The following is a 15,805-nucleotide window of genomic DNA, read 5'->3' as shown; positions in this document are numbered from 1 at the left end:
AAGTGGTACGTGGTAAGTGGACGGGCTGCTGTTTCAATCTCGCTTGACCAGCCATTCGGCTGTCGAGAGCAAAAGGGGGCCGAGAGAGGATTCGCTCTTGCTCTAACAACGGCAAAAGAAAATCCCCCCGCTGCTCGCTGCACGGGCCCGCCCTTTACTAAGAGGGCTATTTCTTACTGCTCATTTAAAGGGCCCCGCCTCCTGTTTCACCGATACAGGCACGGTGCGTGTGGGTTCGATAGGACCGTGCAGCGTAGGCGTCCAGTCCACGGTTCCAATCAAAGTGTTGCTATTGGCCGTGTTGAATTCCGCCACCGGATCGACAGCGCTGTTGGGTGAAACACCATTCAACAACGTGCCGCTGGCGTGTATCCGCTGTCCGTTGAATCGATCGATGAAGTACTCCGGCAGTACAGCATCGCCCACGCGGAAGTGATTGTTCTCCGCATAGATCTGCGACTCGATGCCTACGCCCCAGCTGTAGCCGTAGTTCTCCGCAGCCTGGGCACTGACGGTGTAATGATTGTTGTAGAGATGGATTTTCCCGTAGCGAACGCGCGGTGAGCGCTGGCCCACGTCCTCGAACAGGTTGTGATGCAGCGTCAACCGCAATTTTCCGCGATCGGCTACGGCGCTGTCGGACGATCCCACCAGCATCGTCTTGTCGTGGTGGCTGAAGCGGTTCCAGGAGATCGTAACCAGGTCGGATTCATTGGTCACATCCAACAAGCCATCGTGCACCTGATAGAGCCGCCCGAAGTGCATCGGCAGAAGCTCATCGGCGGTGGCGACATCGCGGAAGCGATTGTGGTCGATCCAGATATGAGTGGCGTTGCGGATCGAAATCGCGTCGTACTGCGCATTCCAATTGCCTTGCGCGCCATCGGTGGGCGACCACTGCGGAAAGCAGTCGTAGGTATCTTCGAAACTCAGATTGCGGACGATCACGTTCATCGGCTGGTTGCCGCTGCTGCTACTGGGGCGGATATCCAACCAGGCACCGCGGAATCCTGCATCGCGGGTCGCGCCGACAATCGTGGTATTGGCCGGCACGCGAATTCGCACGCGCGCCTGCTGTGCAGCCACGGAAGCCAGACGCGCGCGTTCCAACGGGCCGCTGGGTGCAACCCGGCCCCAGGTCGCCGGATCGTAGGCAGCCAAAAATGCTTCCAGCGAATATGGCGTGCCGCTCTGTGGATCGGATCGCTGATACTCGCTGCAGGTCAGTGGCTGGTTGTCGGCATCGACGTTGGCATCAATCACGCCTTCAACCAGGATGATCTTAGGTGTGGCATCAGGAAAGGCGAGCGCGGCCACCAAAGCATTGCGATCGCGAACGGTATGCACGCGGGCCGAACTGGCGGCGGAACCGCCGGTCGTACCTTGGGGTAATGCAGTGGTGGGCAGCGAAGCCCAGCCATCGCCGGCGGGCAGGGTTTCGCGACTCAGATCAGGAACATGGCCGGCATTGGCCGCCGCGGAGGACAACGTGCATGCCGCGAGCACAATAAGCACGGAAGAATGAAAGCGACGCATGAGAAGCTCCTTCTGAACGGACGCACACGGACGCGTGCGGGAACGAATAGCCAAGCGGATCGCGAATCGGAATGAGGACGCCGTCGGCTCGTCAGCTGAAGCAGGACGAGCACCCATGGCAGAAGAAACAAAGCCCGGGCGGATTGCCCGCCCGGGCCGGACAACATCAGAACTTATAACGTAGGCCCAGCAGGTACTGGCGGCCGGTTTCGCTGTAGTCCAGCGGCAGCTCGCCGTTGGCGTTGGATACCCACGATTCCTGCGGCTCGTCGGTCAGGTTGATGCCTTCCAGGCTGACTTCCCACTGGTCGTCGATCTTCCAGCGCAATGAAGCATCGATCGTGGTGGTGCCGGTCTGACCATGCACGCCGTTCAAGTTGTAACCGGCTTCCGTGCCTGGGGCCTGCAGCAGGAAGTCATCGCGGTTGGTGGCCGAAACACGCCCGGAGAAGCGATCACCTTCATAGAACACCGTAGCGTTCCATGAGTGCTTGGACAGGCCCAACAGGTCGGTCTTGAACACGTTGGCGCCGGTGCTGGTGACGTACTGAATCTTCGAATCGACGTAGGTGTAGTTCAGCTGCACACCAAAGTCGCTCCAGAAGCCCGGTAGGAACGTGAATGGCTGGACGTAGTTGGCTTCAAGACCTTTTAGCGGTCCGCCTGGTGTGTTGACTGGCACATTGAAGACAAAGTCGTCGTTCACTGTGGCACCGGTACCTTCCAGCAGGCTGGCAGGCAGACCGCTGGATGCGTAGCTGCGCACCTCGCGAGTGGTCTGCACAAAGCTTTCAATGTCCTTGTAGAACAGGCCAAGGCCTAGCATCGCGCCTTCGTCGAAGTACCACTCGAAGCCCAGGTCGAATGTATCGGCACGGATCGGATCCAGGTTCGGATTGCCGCCAGTGACCGTGCGTGCGCCACCGCTGACGTTGACGGTAACGCCGGGAGTCAGGAAGCCCAGGCCGGGACGCGACATCACCTTGGCAGCAGCCAGACGGATCAGGAAGTCCGGCATGACTTCGGCCACCAGGTTCATTGAGGGCAGCGTGTCGCTGTACTCGCGCGAAACCGTGGACACTACCGGCGTACCGCTGGTAGTGGCCGTGCCGGTGGATATCTGCTTGGTGCGCACATAGCGGACACCGAAGTTACCGGAGAACGGAATTGGGCCCAGGTCGGTCGAGAATTCGCCTTGCAAATAGACCCCGCGGTCCTCTTCCTTGACGCTACGAGTATTCGCTGGACGCTCGAACACAGCGAACGCGCCGCTGTTGCTATAGATGTCAAACAGGTCGGCGACGCCGTTGTAGTCCGGGATGATCCAGGTGCCCGGCGAACCGGACACGCCGCTGAGGCTGGCGAGTTCCGTCAGGTTTTCCGGCACGATACGCGTCCCATCGCTGAAGTTCGGTACGGCCGGCGAACCACCCGACGCTCCCAGTCCCTCTGTTCTACGCCGCCACTCTTTTGTGGCGAACTCATAGTCCTTGGCTTGCACACCGCCCTTCAAACGGAAACCGGGGCTGATATTCCAGTTGAAGTCCAGTTGAGCGGTGTCGAAATCATTCTTCACCCATTGCGGGCGGATGCGAATTTCAGCCAGTGTCCAGCCGGTGCCGCTGGTCGGGTCGATACCGTAGTTGATTACTGGCGCATAAGGATTGCCGCGATAGTCGTAGCTGTAGTTATCGACATTCAGCTTATCCATGATGATCGTGGTCTGGATCGGGTTCTCATGTTCGGAACTCGAGGTGCCGACCTTGCCGGAAATCTTGAAGTTGTCGGTGAATTCGTGCTCGCCCTCCAGGCCGAGCTGCTTGAACACCGTATTCCACTCGTCATGGCGGCTCTCCGAGCGCACATCCACATCGTCGAACAAACCATAGACCAGGGCATTGTTCTCGATCGCACCATCGCGCACGATGGTTTGAGGCTTACCGGCCCCACTGCGACTGAACGAGATCGCCTCGATGTAGCTTTCATCACGGATCGCATCGATCTTGGAGTACAACGCGTCCAACGAGAACTGTGTGCGATCCGTTGGCTTGAACTGCAGCGCGGCGGTCACCCCGAGGCGTTGCTGATCGTGCTCCATCAGCGTGTAGCGTGGGAAGCGGGGGTGATAGGTATCGACCGATCGGGCTGCGGCGAACGGCGACGCGGCATTGAAACCACCGTTGCTGGTGCCGTTGGCCCAACGACCGCTGCCGGTGCCTTCCTCGAGCGTGCGGCGGTCCGAGTAAGCCACGGACAACAATGCACCGAACTTGCCGTCGGCCCAGGTGTTGGAGATCAGCGCGGCCATGCGCGGGTCGGCTTTGCCGGCCAGCTCGCCGTAGCTGGCCTGGGTACTCGCGGCCAAGGTGAAGCCGTCGTAGTCGAACGGACGCGAAGTGCGCAGATCGACCGTGGCGCCCAGCGAGCCTTCCTCGACTTCGGCCGATGCGGTCTTGCGTACGATCAGCTGCGAGAACAGGTCCGAAGCGAACACGTTGAAGTCGAAGCCGCGGCCGCGGTTGGAACCGCCAGACTGATCGGAGGCGCCAACGGTGGTCAGCGCTTCCATGCCGTTAATGCGCACACGGGTGAAGTCGGGGCCCAGGCCGCGAACCGAAATATTGCGGCCTTCGCCAGCATCGCGCGTGATCACTACGCCCGGGATGCGCTGAAGCGATTCGGCCAGGTTGAGGTCCGGAAACTTGCCGATGTCCTCGGCGACGATGGCGTCAACCACGCCGGCCTCGCCACGCTTGATGTCCAGCGCTCTTTCCACGCTGGCGCGATAGCCGGTGACGCTGATGGTATCCAGCGTGTCCACGGTTTCCGGCGTTTCGGCGGCGCCAGTGGCAGGCGCTTGTGGGGTTTCCTGTGCGGATGCATTGACGCTCATCTGCAGCGCCAATCCAATGGAAAGGGCCAGCAAGGTAACCGGTGTCTTCCGGTAAGTGTTGCGAGTTGACATGTCTTCCCCTCCTCAAGGGACCATGGCCGCTTAAAAACGGCTGTTTTGAATGCGTAAAACGACTTTCAATCGCCTTTTGCAGGCTGTCCAGCGATACAATGACACCGCTGGTCAAACGAAACGCTAACAGAGTGTGCAGTGCAGCAACAACTATTCCTCGGGAGGCCGTATCGTGTCCCCAGGACAACAGGGCGCGGCCGCCACTATTGCCATCACCACGGACATTACGGGAGCGGAGTCATGCGGGGAAAGGTCGTTTGTTTCGGAGAATTGCTGTTACGTTTTGCACCGCCGGGACGTCAGCTGTTGCTGCAGTCTCCGCAGCTGGAAGTCCATGTCGGTGGTGCGGAAGCGAACGTGGCGGTGTCGCTCGCGCGTTTCGGGCACGACGCACGCGTGGTTGGTGTGGTTCCTGACAATTCGCTGGGTGAAGCCGCGCGAGGCGAACTGCGCCGGTACGGCGTGGACGCGCGTGCGGTGCAGGCAGTCGACGGCCGGATGGGATTGTATTTTCTGACACCGGGAGCCATTCAGCGGCCGAGCGAGGTGTTGTACGACCGCGCGGACTCCGCATTCGCCCGCGCCGGCGGCGGACAGCACGATTGGCCGGCCTTGCTACAGGGTGTCGATTGGCTACACGTGTCGGGCGTTACGCCTGCGCTGGGGCAGGCCGCGGCAGACGGCACGTTGGCTGCCATGCGCGCGGCGCGCGCGGCGGGTGTCCGGGTGTCGTTCGACGGCAACTTCCGACCCAAGCTATGGGAGGCATGGCATGGCGATGCGCCAGGCATTTTGCGCGGCATCATGGCTGAGGCGGATGTGATGTTCGCCAGCCATCGGGATATCGAAGTGGTGTTGGGCCGGTCTTTCTCGCAAGCCACCGCTCAAGAACGCTTCGCCGCTGGCGCCGCTGCCGCTTTCGAAGCTTTTCCGCATTTGCAGCAAATGGCCGCGACCATTCGCGTGCAGCGAAACGTGGACCATCACGCGCTGTCGGCGATCACAGCGCTGCGCAGTGGGCAATTGCATACGACGCCGACTTACGAGGTGGCATCGATCGTGGACCGCATCGGAACCGGCGATGCGTTCGCAGCGGGCGTGCTGCATGGCGAGATCGCGGGGATGAGTACAGCCGATGGGCTGCACTTCGGCCTGGGCGCGGCCTGCTTGAAGCACTCACTGCCCGGCGATTTCAATCTTGTCAGCGTCGGCGATGTCATGGCATTCCTGAGCGAAGGTGGCTTCGACGTGAAGCGCTAGCGCGTTTCCGTCCGAGATAACCATTGTCTGTTCTGCGTGCGTCGGCCACATGGGGCCGGCCTACCTCTTCTTTAGGAGCGGCCTTCGCTTTGTAGGAGCGCCGTCTCGGCGCGAGCTTTTCGCTTTGTCGGGATCCGACAGCAAGAGCTCGCGGCGAGACGCCGCTCCGCGCCCCGGTAGCCTTCCGGTATACACGATCATGAGCGCGCCGCAGCGCGTCCAGATGGTGAACGGGCGAGCTTTTATTGCTCTTTGGTTTCTATCGCGGGCAGGCGGGAAGAGCTCGCGGCGGGACGCCGCTCCGCGCCCCGGTAGCCTTCCGGTATGCGCGATCACGAGCGCGCCGCAGCGCGTCGAGGTGGTGAACGGGCGAGCCTTTGGTTTTTATCGCGACCAGGCGGGAAGAGCTCGCGGCGGGACGCCGCTCCTACAACAGCGAAGCGGGGCAATATTGGCTCTCCAGATATGAAGCAAAGGATTGACCGCCGCTATCCAAGCTGCAACGCAGCATGACCACCGCCTGGCAGTCACAACTAAAAGTTGCGTCTGAATATGTCTGCAGCGACTTTTCTTTGTTTTTGCTTCGCTCACACTGCGCGCCATGATGAGCGCGGCCCATGCGTAGCAAACTGTTTGTGCCCGGCATACGCCCGGAGCTTTTTTCCAAGGCGTTGGCGAGCCAGGCCGACGCCTTGTCGTTCGATCTTGAAGATTCGGTACCGGAAGTCCTCAAGTCGGAAGCGCGCGACCAGATCGCCGCGTTCGTGCGCCGCTCCGAGGTGCGTGCGGCCGCCAAGCTGATCATCGTGCGGTCCAACCCGCTCGCCACGCGGCACTTCTCCGAAGACCTGGGTGCCATCGCGGTAGACGGCGTGGCGCTGATCAATCTTCCGAAGATCGAGTCGGCGGACGACGTGCTCACCGCCGTCGCGGAGATCGAGTGCGCGGAAGCAGCCAATCGCGTGGAAAGTCCCATCGGACTGCTGATCAATATCGAAACGCCACGCGCCTTGCGGGCCGCGGCGGAGATCGCCCATGCGCATCCCCGTGTGATGGGCCTGCAATTGGGATTGGGCGATCTGTTCGAACCGTTCGGTCTGGCGCGGCATGATGAGTCGAATGTGCATGCCGCGATGTTCGCCGTGCGAATGGCGGCGGCTGAAGCCGGCGTGTTCGCCTGCGATGGTGCCTTTGCCGAGATCCAGGATGATGCAGGCTACCGGGCCGAAGCGCAGATGGCGCGGCGCCTGGGCTTTGTCGGCAAGAGCTGCATACATCCCCGCCAGATTACGCTGGCCAACGAGGTGTTCCGGCCTGATGGCGCGGAAATCGAAGCCGCACGGCGCGTCGTCGAGGCGTCGCGGCAAGCGGAGGCGAGCGGCCATGGTGCATTTGTCGTGGATGGGCGGATGATCGACCTGCCTTTTCTCAAGCGGGCCGAGGCAATCGTGGCGGCTGAAGACCAGGCGCTCGCCAATCCGCTTGCGAACCGCGATGCTGATGGAACGCACTGAACAACGTGACAGGTCCTATCCTTTCCATTCGCCATATCGTGATGCCGTCCCGCGTTGCGACCAGGAACTTTGCGCCGAACGCATGACGAATACCTTCCAAGAATCCCGTTGCCTCCCCATGCCGTCCGCAAGGTTCGGGAGGCCGAGCTACATCCGCTGGCTGCTGATACTGCTATGGCTCTTGCTGGTAACCCCAGCGGCAGCGCAAAACCTGTCGTCGGTGCGGACCGGAACGCTGCCAGCGCTGGAAACAGATACGCCATTGACAAGCCTGGCGAATGTCGACGGTGTACCGGTGGCGGTCACCCCAACGCAAGTGTGGTTGCTGGCGGACAAATCCTGGCGGCCCGCTTCCTGGCAGCGGCAGCAGAAGAACGAAACCATAAAGGGCATCAGCGGCGACGGCCAGCGCGCTTATTTGCTGCTGGGAAGTGGCGTGGATGGTGCGGTCAAAAGCATCAGCCGCGTGCAGGTGGAACGCGGATCGTTGAAGACAACCGATCTGCCGGCGTTGCCCTCGCCGCTGGCGCAAGTACGGATGACGACGCTTGGCGAGGCCACGTACCTGTCGGGAAGGAATCCTGAAGGGCGCGCTCAGTTGTTTCGTCTCGACACCGGCCCTTCGGGCAATGCCTGGGCTGCGGTTGCCGGTTGGCCAAGCGGTGGCGCAGCGAGCACGTTGGTAGCCCAGAAAGGCAGTTTGTTCGTGACGGTGCCGGATTCCACCGTCCAAGGCGAACGTCTGTGGCGCTGGTCGGCCGACGGTGGCTGGCAAAGCCAGCCGCCCGTAACAGGGCGAGTGATGCCGGGTTCGGCGCGCTCCGTTGGGCAGGCGCACGTGCTGTATCTGGTGGAAAGAGCGCCGAACGCCGCGCCGGCGTTGATGACGTTCCACTCCATCACCAGCGCATGGGCAGCGATGCCCGACGCACAAGCGGCCAATGCCACTGTCGCCGCAGCATGGGGTAACGGACTGCTATGGGCCGTACCCGGAGGCAACCCAAGCCAGATGGAATTCCGCTATGCCGAACTTGAATCGGGCAAGTATTTGCTGAAGTGGCTCGACTGGGTGGTGATCGTGCTGTACCTGGCCGCCATGGTGGGCATCGGCTTGTACTTCTATCTGCACGAGAAGCGTAATTCGACCTCCGACTTTTTCGTCGGTGGCCGCTCCATTCCGTTCTGGGCGGCCGGTGTGAGCCTCTACGCCACCAACACCAGCTCCATCAGTTTCATTGCGATTCCTGCAAAAGCGTTCGAAACCAACTGGCAGTACCTGACCAACAATCTCATCGCCATTCTGGGACTGATGTTCGTCGCCATCTGGATCGTGCCGTTGTTGCGCCGGCTGGATCTGATGTCGGTGTTCTCCTATCTGGAAACCCGCTTCCATCCGGCGATCCGCATGTTGGCCAGTGCGCTTTGCATCCTGATGCAGATCGGCAGCCGCATGAGCATCATCTTGTTCCTGCCGTCGCTGGCCATCGCCACCATCACCGGTATCGATGTGGTGTGGAGCATCATGATCATGGGTGTCTTCACCATCATCTACACCACGCTGGGTGGGATGAAAGCGGTGATCTGGACGGACTTCGTGCAGGTGTTCGTGATGTTCGGCGGCGCGATCTTCGCTATCGGCTTCATCATCTACAACCTCAACGGCGGCGTGCCGGAATTCCTCACCACCGCGCTGGCCGAAGACAAGATGAAAGTGCTGGATTTCAGCTTCGACCTGACCAAGGCCACGGTGTGGGGATTCATCTTCCTGGTGGTGTTCGATGTGGTGCTCACCTTCCCCAAGGACCAGGTGCTGATGCAGCGCGTGCTGTCGACCAAGTCGGACAAGGAAGCCGGGCGCTCCATCTGGACCTTCGCCGCCATCATGATTCCCGGCGGATTCTTCTTCTATATGATCGGCACCGCGTTGTTCGTCTACTACAAGACGCATCCGGAGCGGATGAATCCACTGTTGCCCATCGACGCCACATTCCCATTGTTCATCGCGGCCGAACTGCCGATGGGCGTGACCGGGCTGATCATCGCCGGCATCTTCGCTGCCGCCATGTCCACGCTGTCCAGCATCATCAATAGCGTTTCCACGTTGGTATCGGTGGATTTCTACGAGAAGCTGGCCAAGAACCCGACACCGAAGAAGAGCGTGCTGTTCGCCGAGATCATGGGCGTCCTGGTCGGTCTGTTCGGTATCGGCATCGCGCTGCTGCTGTCGCGCTACGACATCCATTCTCTGTTCGATGTGTCGATCGAACTGGCAGGACTGTTAGGTGGCGGATTCGCGGGCGCTTATACGCTCGGCATGTTTACCCGGCGCGCGAACTCGCCCGGCGTGGCCATCGGCATCGGCAGCAGCATCGTGCTGACCACCTTGGCGTGGTCGGTCAATCTGGTGCATCCGTATTTCTATCTGGCCATCTCCATCCTGCTGTGCATCGTCATCGGCTACGGCGCCAGCCTGCTGTTCCCGGCACCGCGCCGCTCGCTGGATGGGCTGACCATCTATCGCGACATCGGGCCGCGCCCCGCGATAATCCCGAGCCCCGGTAGCGATTAGGCCGTCGCAACGGGAGGCGATAGCGAATAGCCGGTAACTCGCTTTTTGTAGGAGCGTCCCGTGGGCGCGAAGCCTTCCCATCACATCACGCGGGAAAAATCACCCACAAGAAAGGGCACCCATGGTTCCCATGGGAAGCAACGCGGCATACTTCATCAGGTTTGTTAGCCCCTAAGGGGAATGACGTGGATACCCAGTTTCTGAACACCTTCGTCACCGTTGTCGATCGTGGATCGATGGCGGCGGCCGCGCGCCTGCTGAATATCACGCCTGCTGCGGTGGCGCAGCAGATACGCACCCTGGAGCGGGAGTTGGGCGTGGCGCTGATTGCCCGGGTAGGCCGCACTGTCAGCGTGACCGAAGAAGGCGACCGCATTCTGCAGCGCGCCCGCGATCTGTTGCGCGATGTCGCCGATATGCGCAGCGTGGCTAACGACAGTTCGGTATCCGGCGAGTTGCGCCTGGGTGCCTGTCCGACCGCGCTGGCCGGCATGCTGCCGGACATCCTGGCGCGGATGGTGGACAAGTTCCCGCAGATCAACGTCTTTATAAAGCCGGGCTATTCGGCGGACCTGTATCGCGCGGTTGAGCTTGGCGAACTCGACGCATCCATCGTGCTGCAGGCGCCATTCCCGTTGCCCAAGACCTGCAACTGGCAGTTGCTGCGCGAAGAACCGCTGGTCGTTCTGGCACCAGAGAGCATGGCGCACAGGGACCCTCACGAGCTGTTGGCCAATGAGCCGCTGATCCGCTACGACCGCTATCAATGGGGTGGTCGGCAGGCGGACGAATACCTGCGCAAGGTCGGCATCGTGCCGCACGAGCGCTTTGAACTGAACGCCTTGAATGCCATCGCCGTGATGGTCGACCGCGGGCTGGGCGTATCGCTGGTACCCGATTGGGCGCAGCCATGGCCGGAAGGTTTGCGCCTGGTACGCCTGCCGCTGCCGCAGGAATGCGTGCCACGCCGGATAGGCATGGTGTGGTCGAGATCAACTGTTCGTATTCGCCTGGTGACGGTGCTCTTGCAGGAAAGCCGCGCCGCCATGCGGAAATCCGGGCTGATATCGGCGGCCATCGCATAGTCACAATCATCAAGCGGGCATCGCTGGCTAGTTAATGCTGCAACGCAACCAAAAATACCTTGGTAAGCAACAAAAACTAGCCTCTGAACATACGCGCGACCCGTTCTTTTACTTCGATTGAATCCCTAGGCTCTACGCATTGTCGGCTGGAGCGTCTGGGAGGAACGCTTGGCACATCGGCGCGTATCGTCGCCGCCTGTTTTTTTGCGCATGCCGCACTGGTGAGACGCACCTCAGTTATCTGCGTCTCCATAGCCATCATAAAAATCACGAGACAAAGACCATGAAGCAAGTCCCCGCCGCTTTCGGCGTATTCCTGCTGGCGGCCGCCGTCAGCGCCAGTGTCCATGCGCAGCAGGCGACCGTTGCCGATGTTGAGCCAGCTGGCGAAAGCAATGAAGATCGGTCCGCCACCGACCTGGATACGGTTATCGTCACCGGCACTCGCTCCCCCAAGGCGGTCGATAAAATTCCAGGCGCGGTCACCCTGGTGTCGAAAGAAGAAATCAAGCACAGCCTGTTGATCACCGAAGATGCGACCGCGGTGCTGGCGCGGACGGTGCCGGGCTACGCCGAATCATCGCAAGCCATGAGCAACAGCGGTGAAACTCTGCGCGGGCGCATCGCGTTGAGGCTGTTTGATGGCGTGCCGCAGGGATCGCCGCTACGCGAAGGTGGCCGCAGCGCCACGTTCACCGACATGGGCATCGTCGAGCGCATCGAAGTCATCAATGGTCCGTCGGCGTCGGAAGGCATCGGCGCGGCCGGCGGCATCATCAACTATCTCTCCACGGTACCGCGCAAGGAAGGCAACGAGTTCCGGCTGTTGACGCGATATTCCACTCAGTTCGCCAGCGACAGTTCGGGCTGGAAGGTGGGCCTGAACTTCATGCGCAAGCAGGATGATTACGATCTCGTCGTGGGCGCCTCGGTGATCGACCGCGGCATGTCGTACGACGGCAACGGCCGCCGTATCGGCATGAACACCAGTGGTTCTGTCTCCGACTCGCAAGCCGACAATCTGTTCATCAAGGGTGGCATCAATTTTGGCGAAGACGGCATCCAGCGTCTTCAGGCCAGCTATAGCCGCTTCAAGATCGAAGGCAATGGCGACTACGTCCAGACCGGTGGGTGCCGCTACGACCCGGTGGAATGTCCGGTGCCCATGCCCATAACGTCTGAACGCGGCCACATCTTCGGTAGCAAGGCCGAATTCAACAACTTCGAACAATTCAATCTCATGTACACGCATGGCGATCTGTTCGGCGGCACTTTCATGATCAACGGCTATTGGGCCGACCAGGCGATGCGCTACCTGCCTGAGGATGGCGATGATCGGCAACTTGTCTGGCCGCTTCCCGACGAAGAGCAGCGGATCTTCGACCAGTCGGAGATCACCAGCAAGAAGTACGGAGTCCGGCCGTCCTGGACCCGTTCGTCGCTGTTCGATGTGTCTGGACTGGAATTGCGCGTTGGTGTCGACTACGTCAAGGACGAAGCACAACAACGGCTGGCACTGACCAATCGTGTTTGGGTGCCGCCGATGGAGTACACCAGCACCGCGCCATACATGCAGCTGAGTTACGACCTGGGCCCGGTGACCTTGAGCGGAGGATACCGGCGCGAAGACGGCGAACTGCATGTCGACAGCTACACCACCACACCGTTCCGCAACAGTGTCTTTGTCCAAGGCGGCGGCGTGGAGTACACCGAAAGCTTGGTCAACCTTGGCGCCATCTGGCGTATCACCGACGAGTGGTCGGTATTCGGATCCTATGGTGAAGGCTTTGGCTTGCCCAATATCGGCATTCCCTTGCGCAATATCAATGAGCCCGGACAATCGGTCGACCGCATTCGGGATTTGCAGGCCATCGTGGTCGACAATCGCGAGTTCGGCTTCAATTGGCGTGGCGAGAAGGGCTCACTAAGCGCGTCGCACTATGATTCAAGATCGGACTTCGGTACTTCGCTGGCCGTCGATCCGGTTACCGAGGACTACATCCTCAATCGTGCGCCAACCCGCATCAAGGGCGTCGAGGTCAGCGGCGACTGGAGATTCAACGAGGCGTGGAAGGTAAGCGCGCTCTACTCGCGCATTCGCGGCAAAACATCGTTCTGGAACGCCGATTCGGAAGGGCGCTACCCGGCGGGTGGTTTGACCAAGCCGATGGGCGTGTCCGACATCAACCCCGACAAGATATCGGCCTCGGTGGTTTGGAAGTTCATCCCCAATGGCGACATCACGCTGGGCGCGACAAAGTTGCTCGATCGCAGCATTTCCGGCAGCGATGTGCGTGAGTTTGATGGGGCGGAGTACGAGTATTCCGAACGGACCCACGGCTACACGCTGGTCGATCTTGGCGTGAACTATCAGACGGAGAAGTACGGCCGGTTTTCGCTGGGTATCGAGAACCTGACCGATAAGCAGTACATCCTGAGCTGGTCGCAGGTGGACTTCTACAAGAACTACTTCGCCGGCCGCGGGCGCATGATCTCATTCACTCATGAGCTCACTTTCTGAGATACGGTCAATTCACAGTGCAGGCGGCTAAGCCTGCCGGTGCCGGAGCCGCCCTGCCAGCATGGGGGCGGCTTCGGGCTTCCGGCAAGACGAGATTTTTCTCTTTTAGTCTGGGGCTGGCGCTCTGTGTGCCAGCGCTTGCATCCACATCGCCCTTGCCGATCTCCAAGACCGAAGCCGCAGGGGTGTCGTCTGAACGCTTGCAGCGCCTGGACGATCTCCTGCGGAACGCGGTGGGCGACAAGGGCTACCTGGGCGCCGTGGCGCTCATCATCCGCGACGGAAAGATCATCGACCATCAGGCTTATGGTCACCGGGACCTGGTCCGTTCTTCGCCAATGCGCAAGGACACCATCTTCCGCATCTATTCCATGACAAAGCCCGTCACTTCGGTGGCGGTGTTGCAGTTGGTTGAGAAAGGCCGGATCGGTTTGGATGATCCCATCTCGCACCATCTTCCCGAGTTCGCGAAGATGCAGCGTTTTGTCGGCGGCACCGCGGACGCGCCGCATACCGAACCTGCCCAGCGGCCCATCACGGTTCGTCAACTGCTGACCCATACCGCCGGGTTTGCCACCGGAGGCGCGGGGTACGAAGAAGCCACGCGCCTGCTGGAGCGTGCGGACCTGCATGGTTCGCCGGACCTGAAGACGTTCGTGTCGCGATTGTCGCAGGTGCCGCTGGCAACCGAGCCGGGCACGCGTTTCAAGTACGACGGCACCGGCATCGAAGTCCTGGCGCGGCTGGTCGAAGTGGTCAGTGGCGAATCCTTCGATACCTACCTGCAGCATCACATCCTCGATCCATTGAAGATGAGCGATACCGGTTTCGCGGTTCGCGAACGGTACCGCCATCGCATCGCCGACATCACTCGCATGAGCGACGACGGCCCGTTGATGCTGGACGACGGCCCGAGCGCCATCAACCCCGGCGCCAGGCTCAATCCGTATCCCAGCGGCGCGGGCGGCCTGTATTCCACCGCCGGCGATTACGCGCGGTTCTGCCAGATGCTGATGAATGGCGGGCGTTTGGAAGGTGCCGTCATCCTGAAGCGGAAGACCGTCGACCTGATGATGGCGAATCAGTTGCAAGGCCAACTGGATCCACCTGTCAACGAGTTCAGCGACGGCGAAGGATTCGGGTTTGGCGGATACGTGGTCATCGATTCTGCCAAGCGTGGTCGCGCGGGATCGGTCGGGGCGTTCGGTTGGTCCGGTGCGGCGTCGACCACTTTCACGATCGATCGCGAAGAAACGCTGATCGCCATCTTGTTGATGCAGCACCTGCCCAATGGCGAGAAGAACGATCTGCCGCGTATCGCCGTGGATTTCTATAACCGGGTTTACGAAGCCTTGGAACCATGAGCGAGCATCACGCCGACCGCCATAAAAATATATTGGTTGCCGGATCGGCCAACCTGGATTTCGTCATGCTCACGCCGCATGTGCCCGCGCCCGGTGAGACGGTGCTGGGGCGCGAATTCGCAACGTTCCCCGGTGGCAAGGGTGCCAACCAGGCCGTCGCCTGCGCGAAGGCCGGCGGTGCGCTTACACGCATGCTGCTGGCGTTAGGCGAAGACGCATTCGCCGCGCCGCTGGAAGCATCGCTGCGCGAGGCGGGTGTCGCATTGAGCGTTGTGCGGTCTTCGGCTGCTTCGACCGGGATGGCTTTCATCTGTCTGGCGGAGGATGGCGAGAACGCCATCACCGTGGCGCCAGGCGCCAACTCGCTGCTGGGCCCGGCGGATCTGCCCGCGCTGGAGAGCATCGGCCATGTATTGCTGCAACTCGAAACCCCGCTGGAAACAGTGGAGGCTTACGCGCTGGCTGCGCGCGCCGCAGGCGTACGCGTGCTGCTGAATGCCGCGCCGGCGCAAGTATTGCCTGCGCAACTGTTGAAAGCGGTGGACGTGCTGGTGGTGAACGAAGGCGAGCTCGCCGCACTGACCGGCACCAACGACTTGGCCGAAGGCATTGCCCGTATCCAGGTGCCGTGCCTGGTGGTGACGCTGGGCGCGCGAGGCTGCTACGCCCGCGCTGAGGGCCGCGTCATTCTGCAGCCGGCTTTCGTCATCGATGCCGTGGACACCACTGCGGCCGGCGATACGTTTTGCGGCGTGTTGGCGGCTCATCTGGGGCAGGGTGCCGAGCTGGCCGATGCGCTGCGCCATGCCAGTGCCGCCTCCGCTTTGGCGTGTACCCGTTTGGGCGCGCAGTCCAGCATTCCCACGCGGGTGCAGGTTGAGGATTTCCTGCGGACCGCGCCTGCACCTTCGCCGGACGCTTATGCAAGGTTGGCCGCATACTGCGGCATGGCCTAGTTTCATCAAACTCCATAAAAATTGACCGATAGAAA

General features: G+C 61.0%; 9 protein-coding genes. 7 read left to right on the top strand and 2 right to left on the bottom strand.

The features are described from left to right. Positions 1–180: 180 nt before the first annotated feature. Positions 181–1,536, bottom strand: coding sequence for a polysaccharide lyase family 1 protein (locus AB6O04_RS12665; protein WP_368564348.1), 1,356 nt, complete (start codon positions 1,534–1,536; stop codon positions 181–183). 166 nt (positions 1,537–1,702) lie between these two features. After that, the gene (locus tag AB6O04_RS12660; RefSeq protein WP_368564346.1) at positions 1,703–4,501 is read right to left on the bottom strand and encodes a TonB-dependent receptor; all 2,799 of its coding nucleotides are present in this window, start codon (positions 4,499–4,501) and stop codon (positions 1,703–1,705) included. A 240-nt stretch (positions 4,502–4,741) separates the two neighbouring features. Here AB6O04_RS12660 and AB6O04_RS12655 point away from each other — a divergent pair, with 240 nt between their 5' ends. The 7 genes from AB6O04_RS12655 (at position 4,742) to AB6O04_RS12625 (ending at position 15,770) form a co-directional block, all read left to right on the top strand. After that, positions 4,742–5,761, top strand: a complete 1,020-nt coding sequence (locus tag AB6O04_RS12655; protein ID WP_368564345.1) for a sugar kinase — start codon at positions 4,742–4,744, stop codon at positions 5,759–5,761. Positions 5,762–6,378: 617 nt separating this feature from the next. After that, positions 6,379–7,275, top strand: coding sequence for a CoA ester lyase (locus AB6O04_RS12650; protein ID WP_368564344.1), 897 nt, complete (start codon positions 6,379–6,381; stop codon positions 7,273–7,275). 181 nt (positions 7,276–7,456) lie between these two features. Next, positions 7,457–9,844 carry a sodium:solute symporter gene (locus AB6O04_RS12645; protein ID WP_368564342.1) on the top strand — a complete coding sequence of 796 codons (2,388 nt, stop codon included), beginning with the start codon at positions 7,457–7,459 and terminating at the stop codon, positions 9,842–9,844. 185 nt (positions 9,845–10,029) lie between these two features. After that, positions 10,030–10,929 carry a LysR substrate-binding domain-containing protein gene (locus AB6O04_RS12640; protein WP_368564341.1) on the top strand — a complete coding sequence of 300 codons (900 nt, stop codon included), beginning with the start codon at positions 10,030–10,032 and terminating at the stop codon, positions 10,927–10,929. A 283-nt stretch (positions 10,930–11,212) separates the two neighbouring features. Then, a complete protein-coding gene (locus tag AB6O04_RS12635) occupies positions 11,213–13,450 on the top strand; it encodes a TonB-dependent receptor (protein ID WP_368564339.1) in 2,238 nt (745 codons plus the stop codon). Positions 13,451–13,578: 128 nt separating this feature from the next. Beyond that, the gene (locus AB6O04_RS12630) at positions 13,579–14,814 is read left to right on the top strand and encodes a serine hydrolase domain-containing protein (RefSeq protein ID WP_368564337.1); all 1,236 of its coding nucleotides are present in this window, start codon (positions 13,579–13,581) and stop codon (positions 14,812–14,814) included. Beyond that, positions 14,811–15,770 carry a ribokinase gene (locus AB6O04_RS12625; protein WP_368564336.1) on the top strand — a complete coding sequence of 320 codons (960 nt, stop codon included), beginning with the start codon at positions 14,811–14,813 and terminating at the stop codon, positions 15,768–15,770. Before AB6O04_RS12630 ends, AB6O04_RS12625 begins: the two co-directional genes overlap by 4 nt. The last annotated feature ends 35 nt before the right edge of the window (positions 15,771–15,805 follow it).

The organism is Pseudoxanthomonas sp. UTMC 1351, from assembly GCF_040948865.1.
Classification (GTDB): Bacteria; Pseudomonadota; Gammaproteobacteria; order Xanthomonadales; family Xanthomonadaceae; genus Pseudoxanthomonas_A.
This window is presented reverse-complemented; position numbering and strand designations above follow the sequence as displayed.

Bases quoted from the DNA above. Each gene is read 5' to 3' on its own strand.
- AB6O04_RS12665 (WP_368564348.1), bottom strand. From the start codon at position 1,536: ATGCGTCGCTTTCATTCTTCCGTGCTTATTGTGCTCGCGGCATGCACG.
- AB6O04_RS12660 (WP_368564346.1), bottom strand. From the start codon at position 4,501: ATGTCAACTCGCAACACTTACCGGAAGACACCGGTTACCTTGCTGGCC.
- AB6O04_RS12655 (WP_368564345.1), top strand. From the start codon at position 4,742: ATGCGGGGAAAGGTCGTTTGTTTCGGAGAATTGCTGTTACGTTTTGCA.
- AB6O04_RS12650 (WP_368564344.1), top strand. From the start codon at position 6,379: ATGCGTAGCAAACTGTTTGTGCCCGGCATACGCCCGGAGCTTTTTTCC.
- AB6O04_RS12635 (WP_368564339.1), top strand. From the start codon at position 11,213: ATGAAGCAAGTCCCCGCCGCTTTCGGCGTATTCCTGCTGGCGGCCGCC.
- AB6O04_RS12625 (WP_368564336.1), top strand. From the start codon at position 14,811: ATGAGCGAGCATCACGCCGACCGCCATAAAAATATATTGGTTGCCGGA.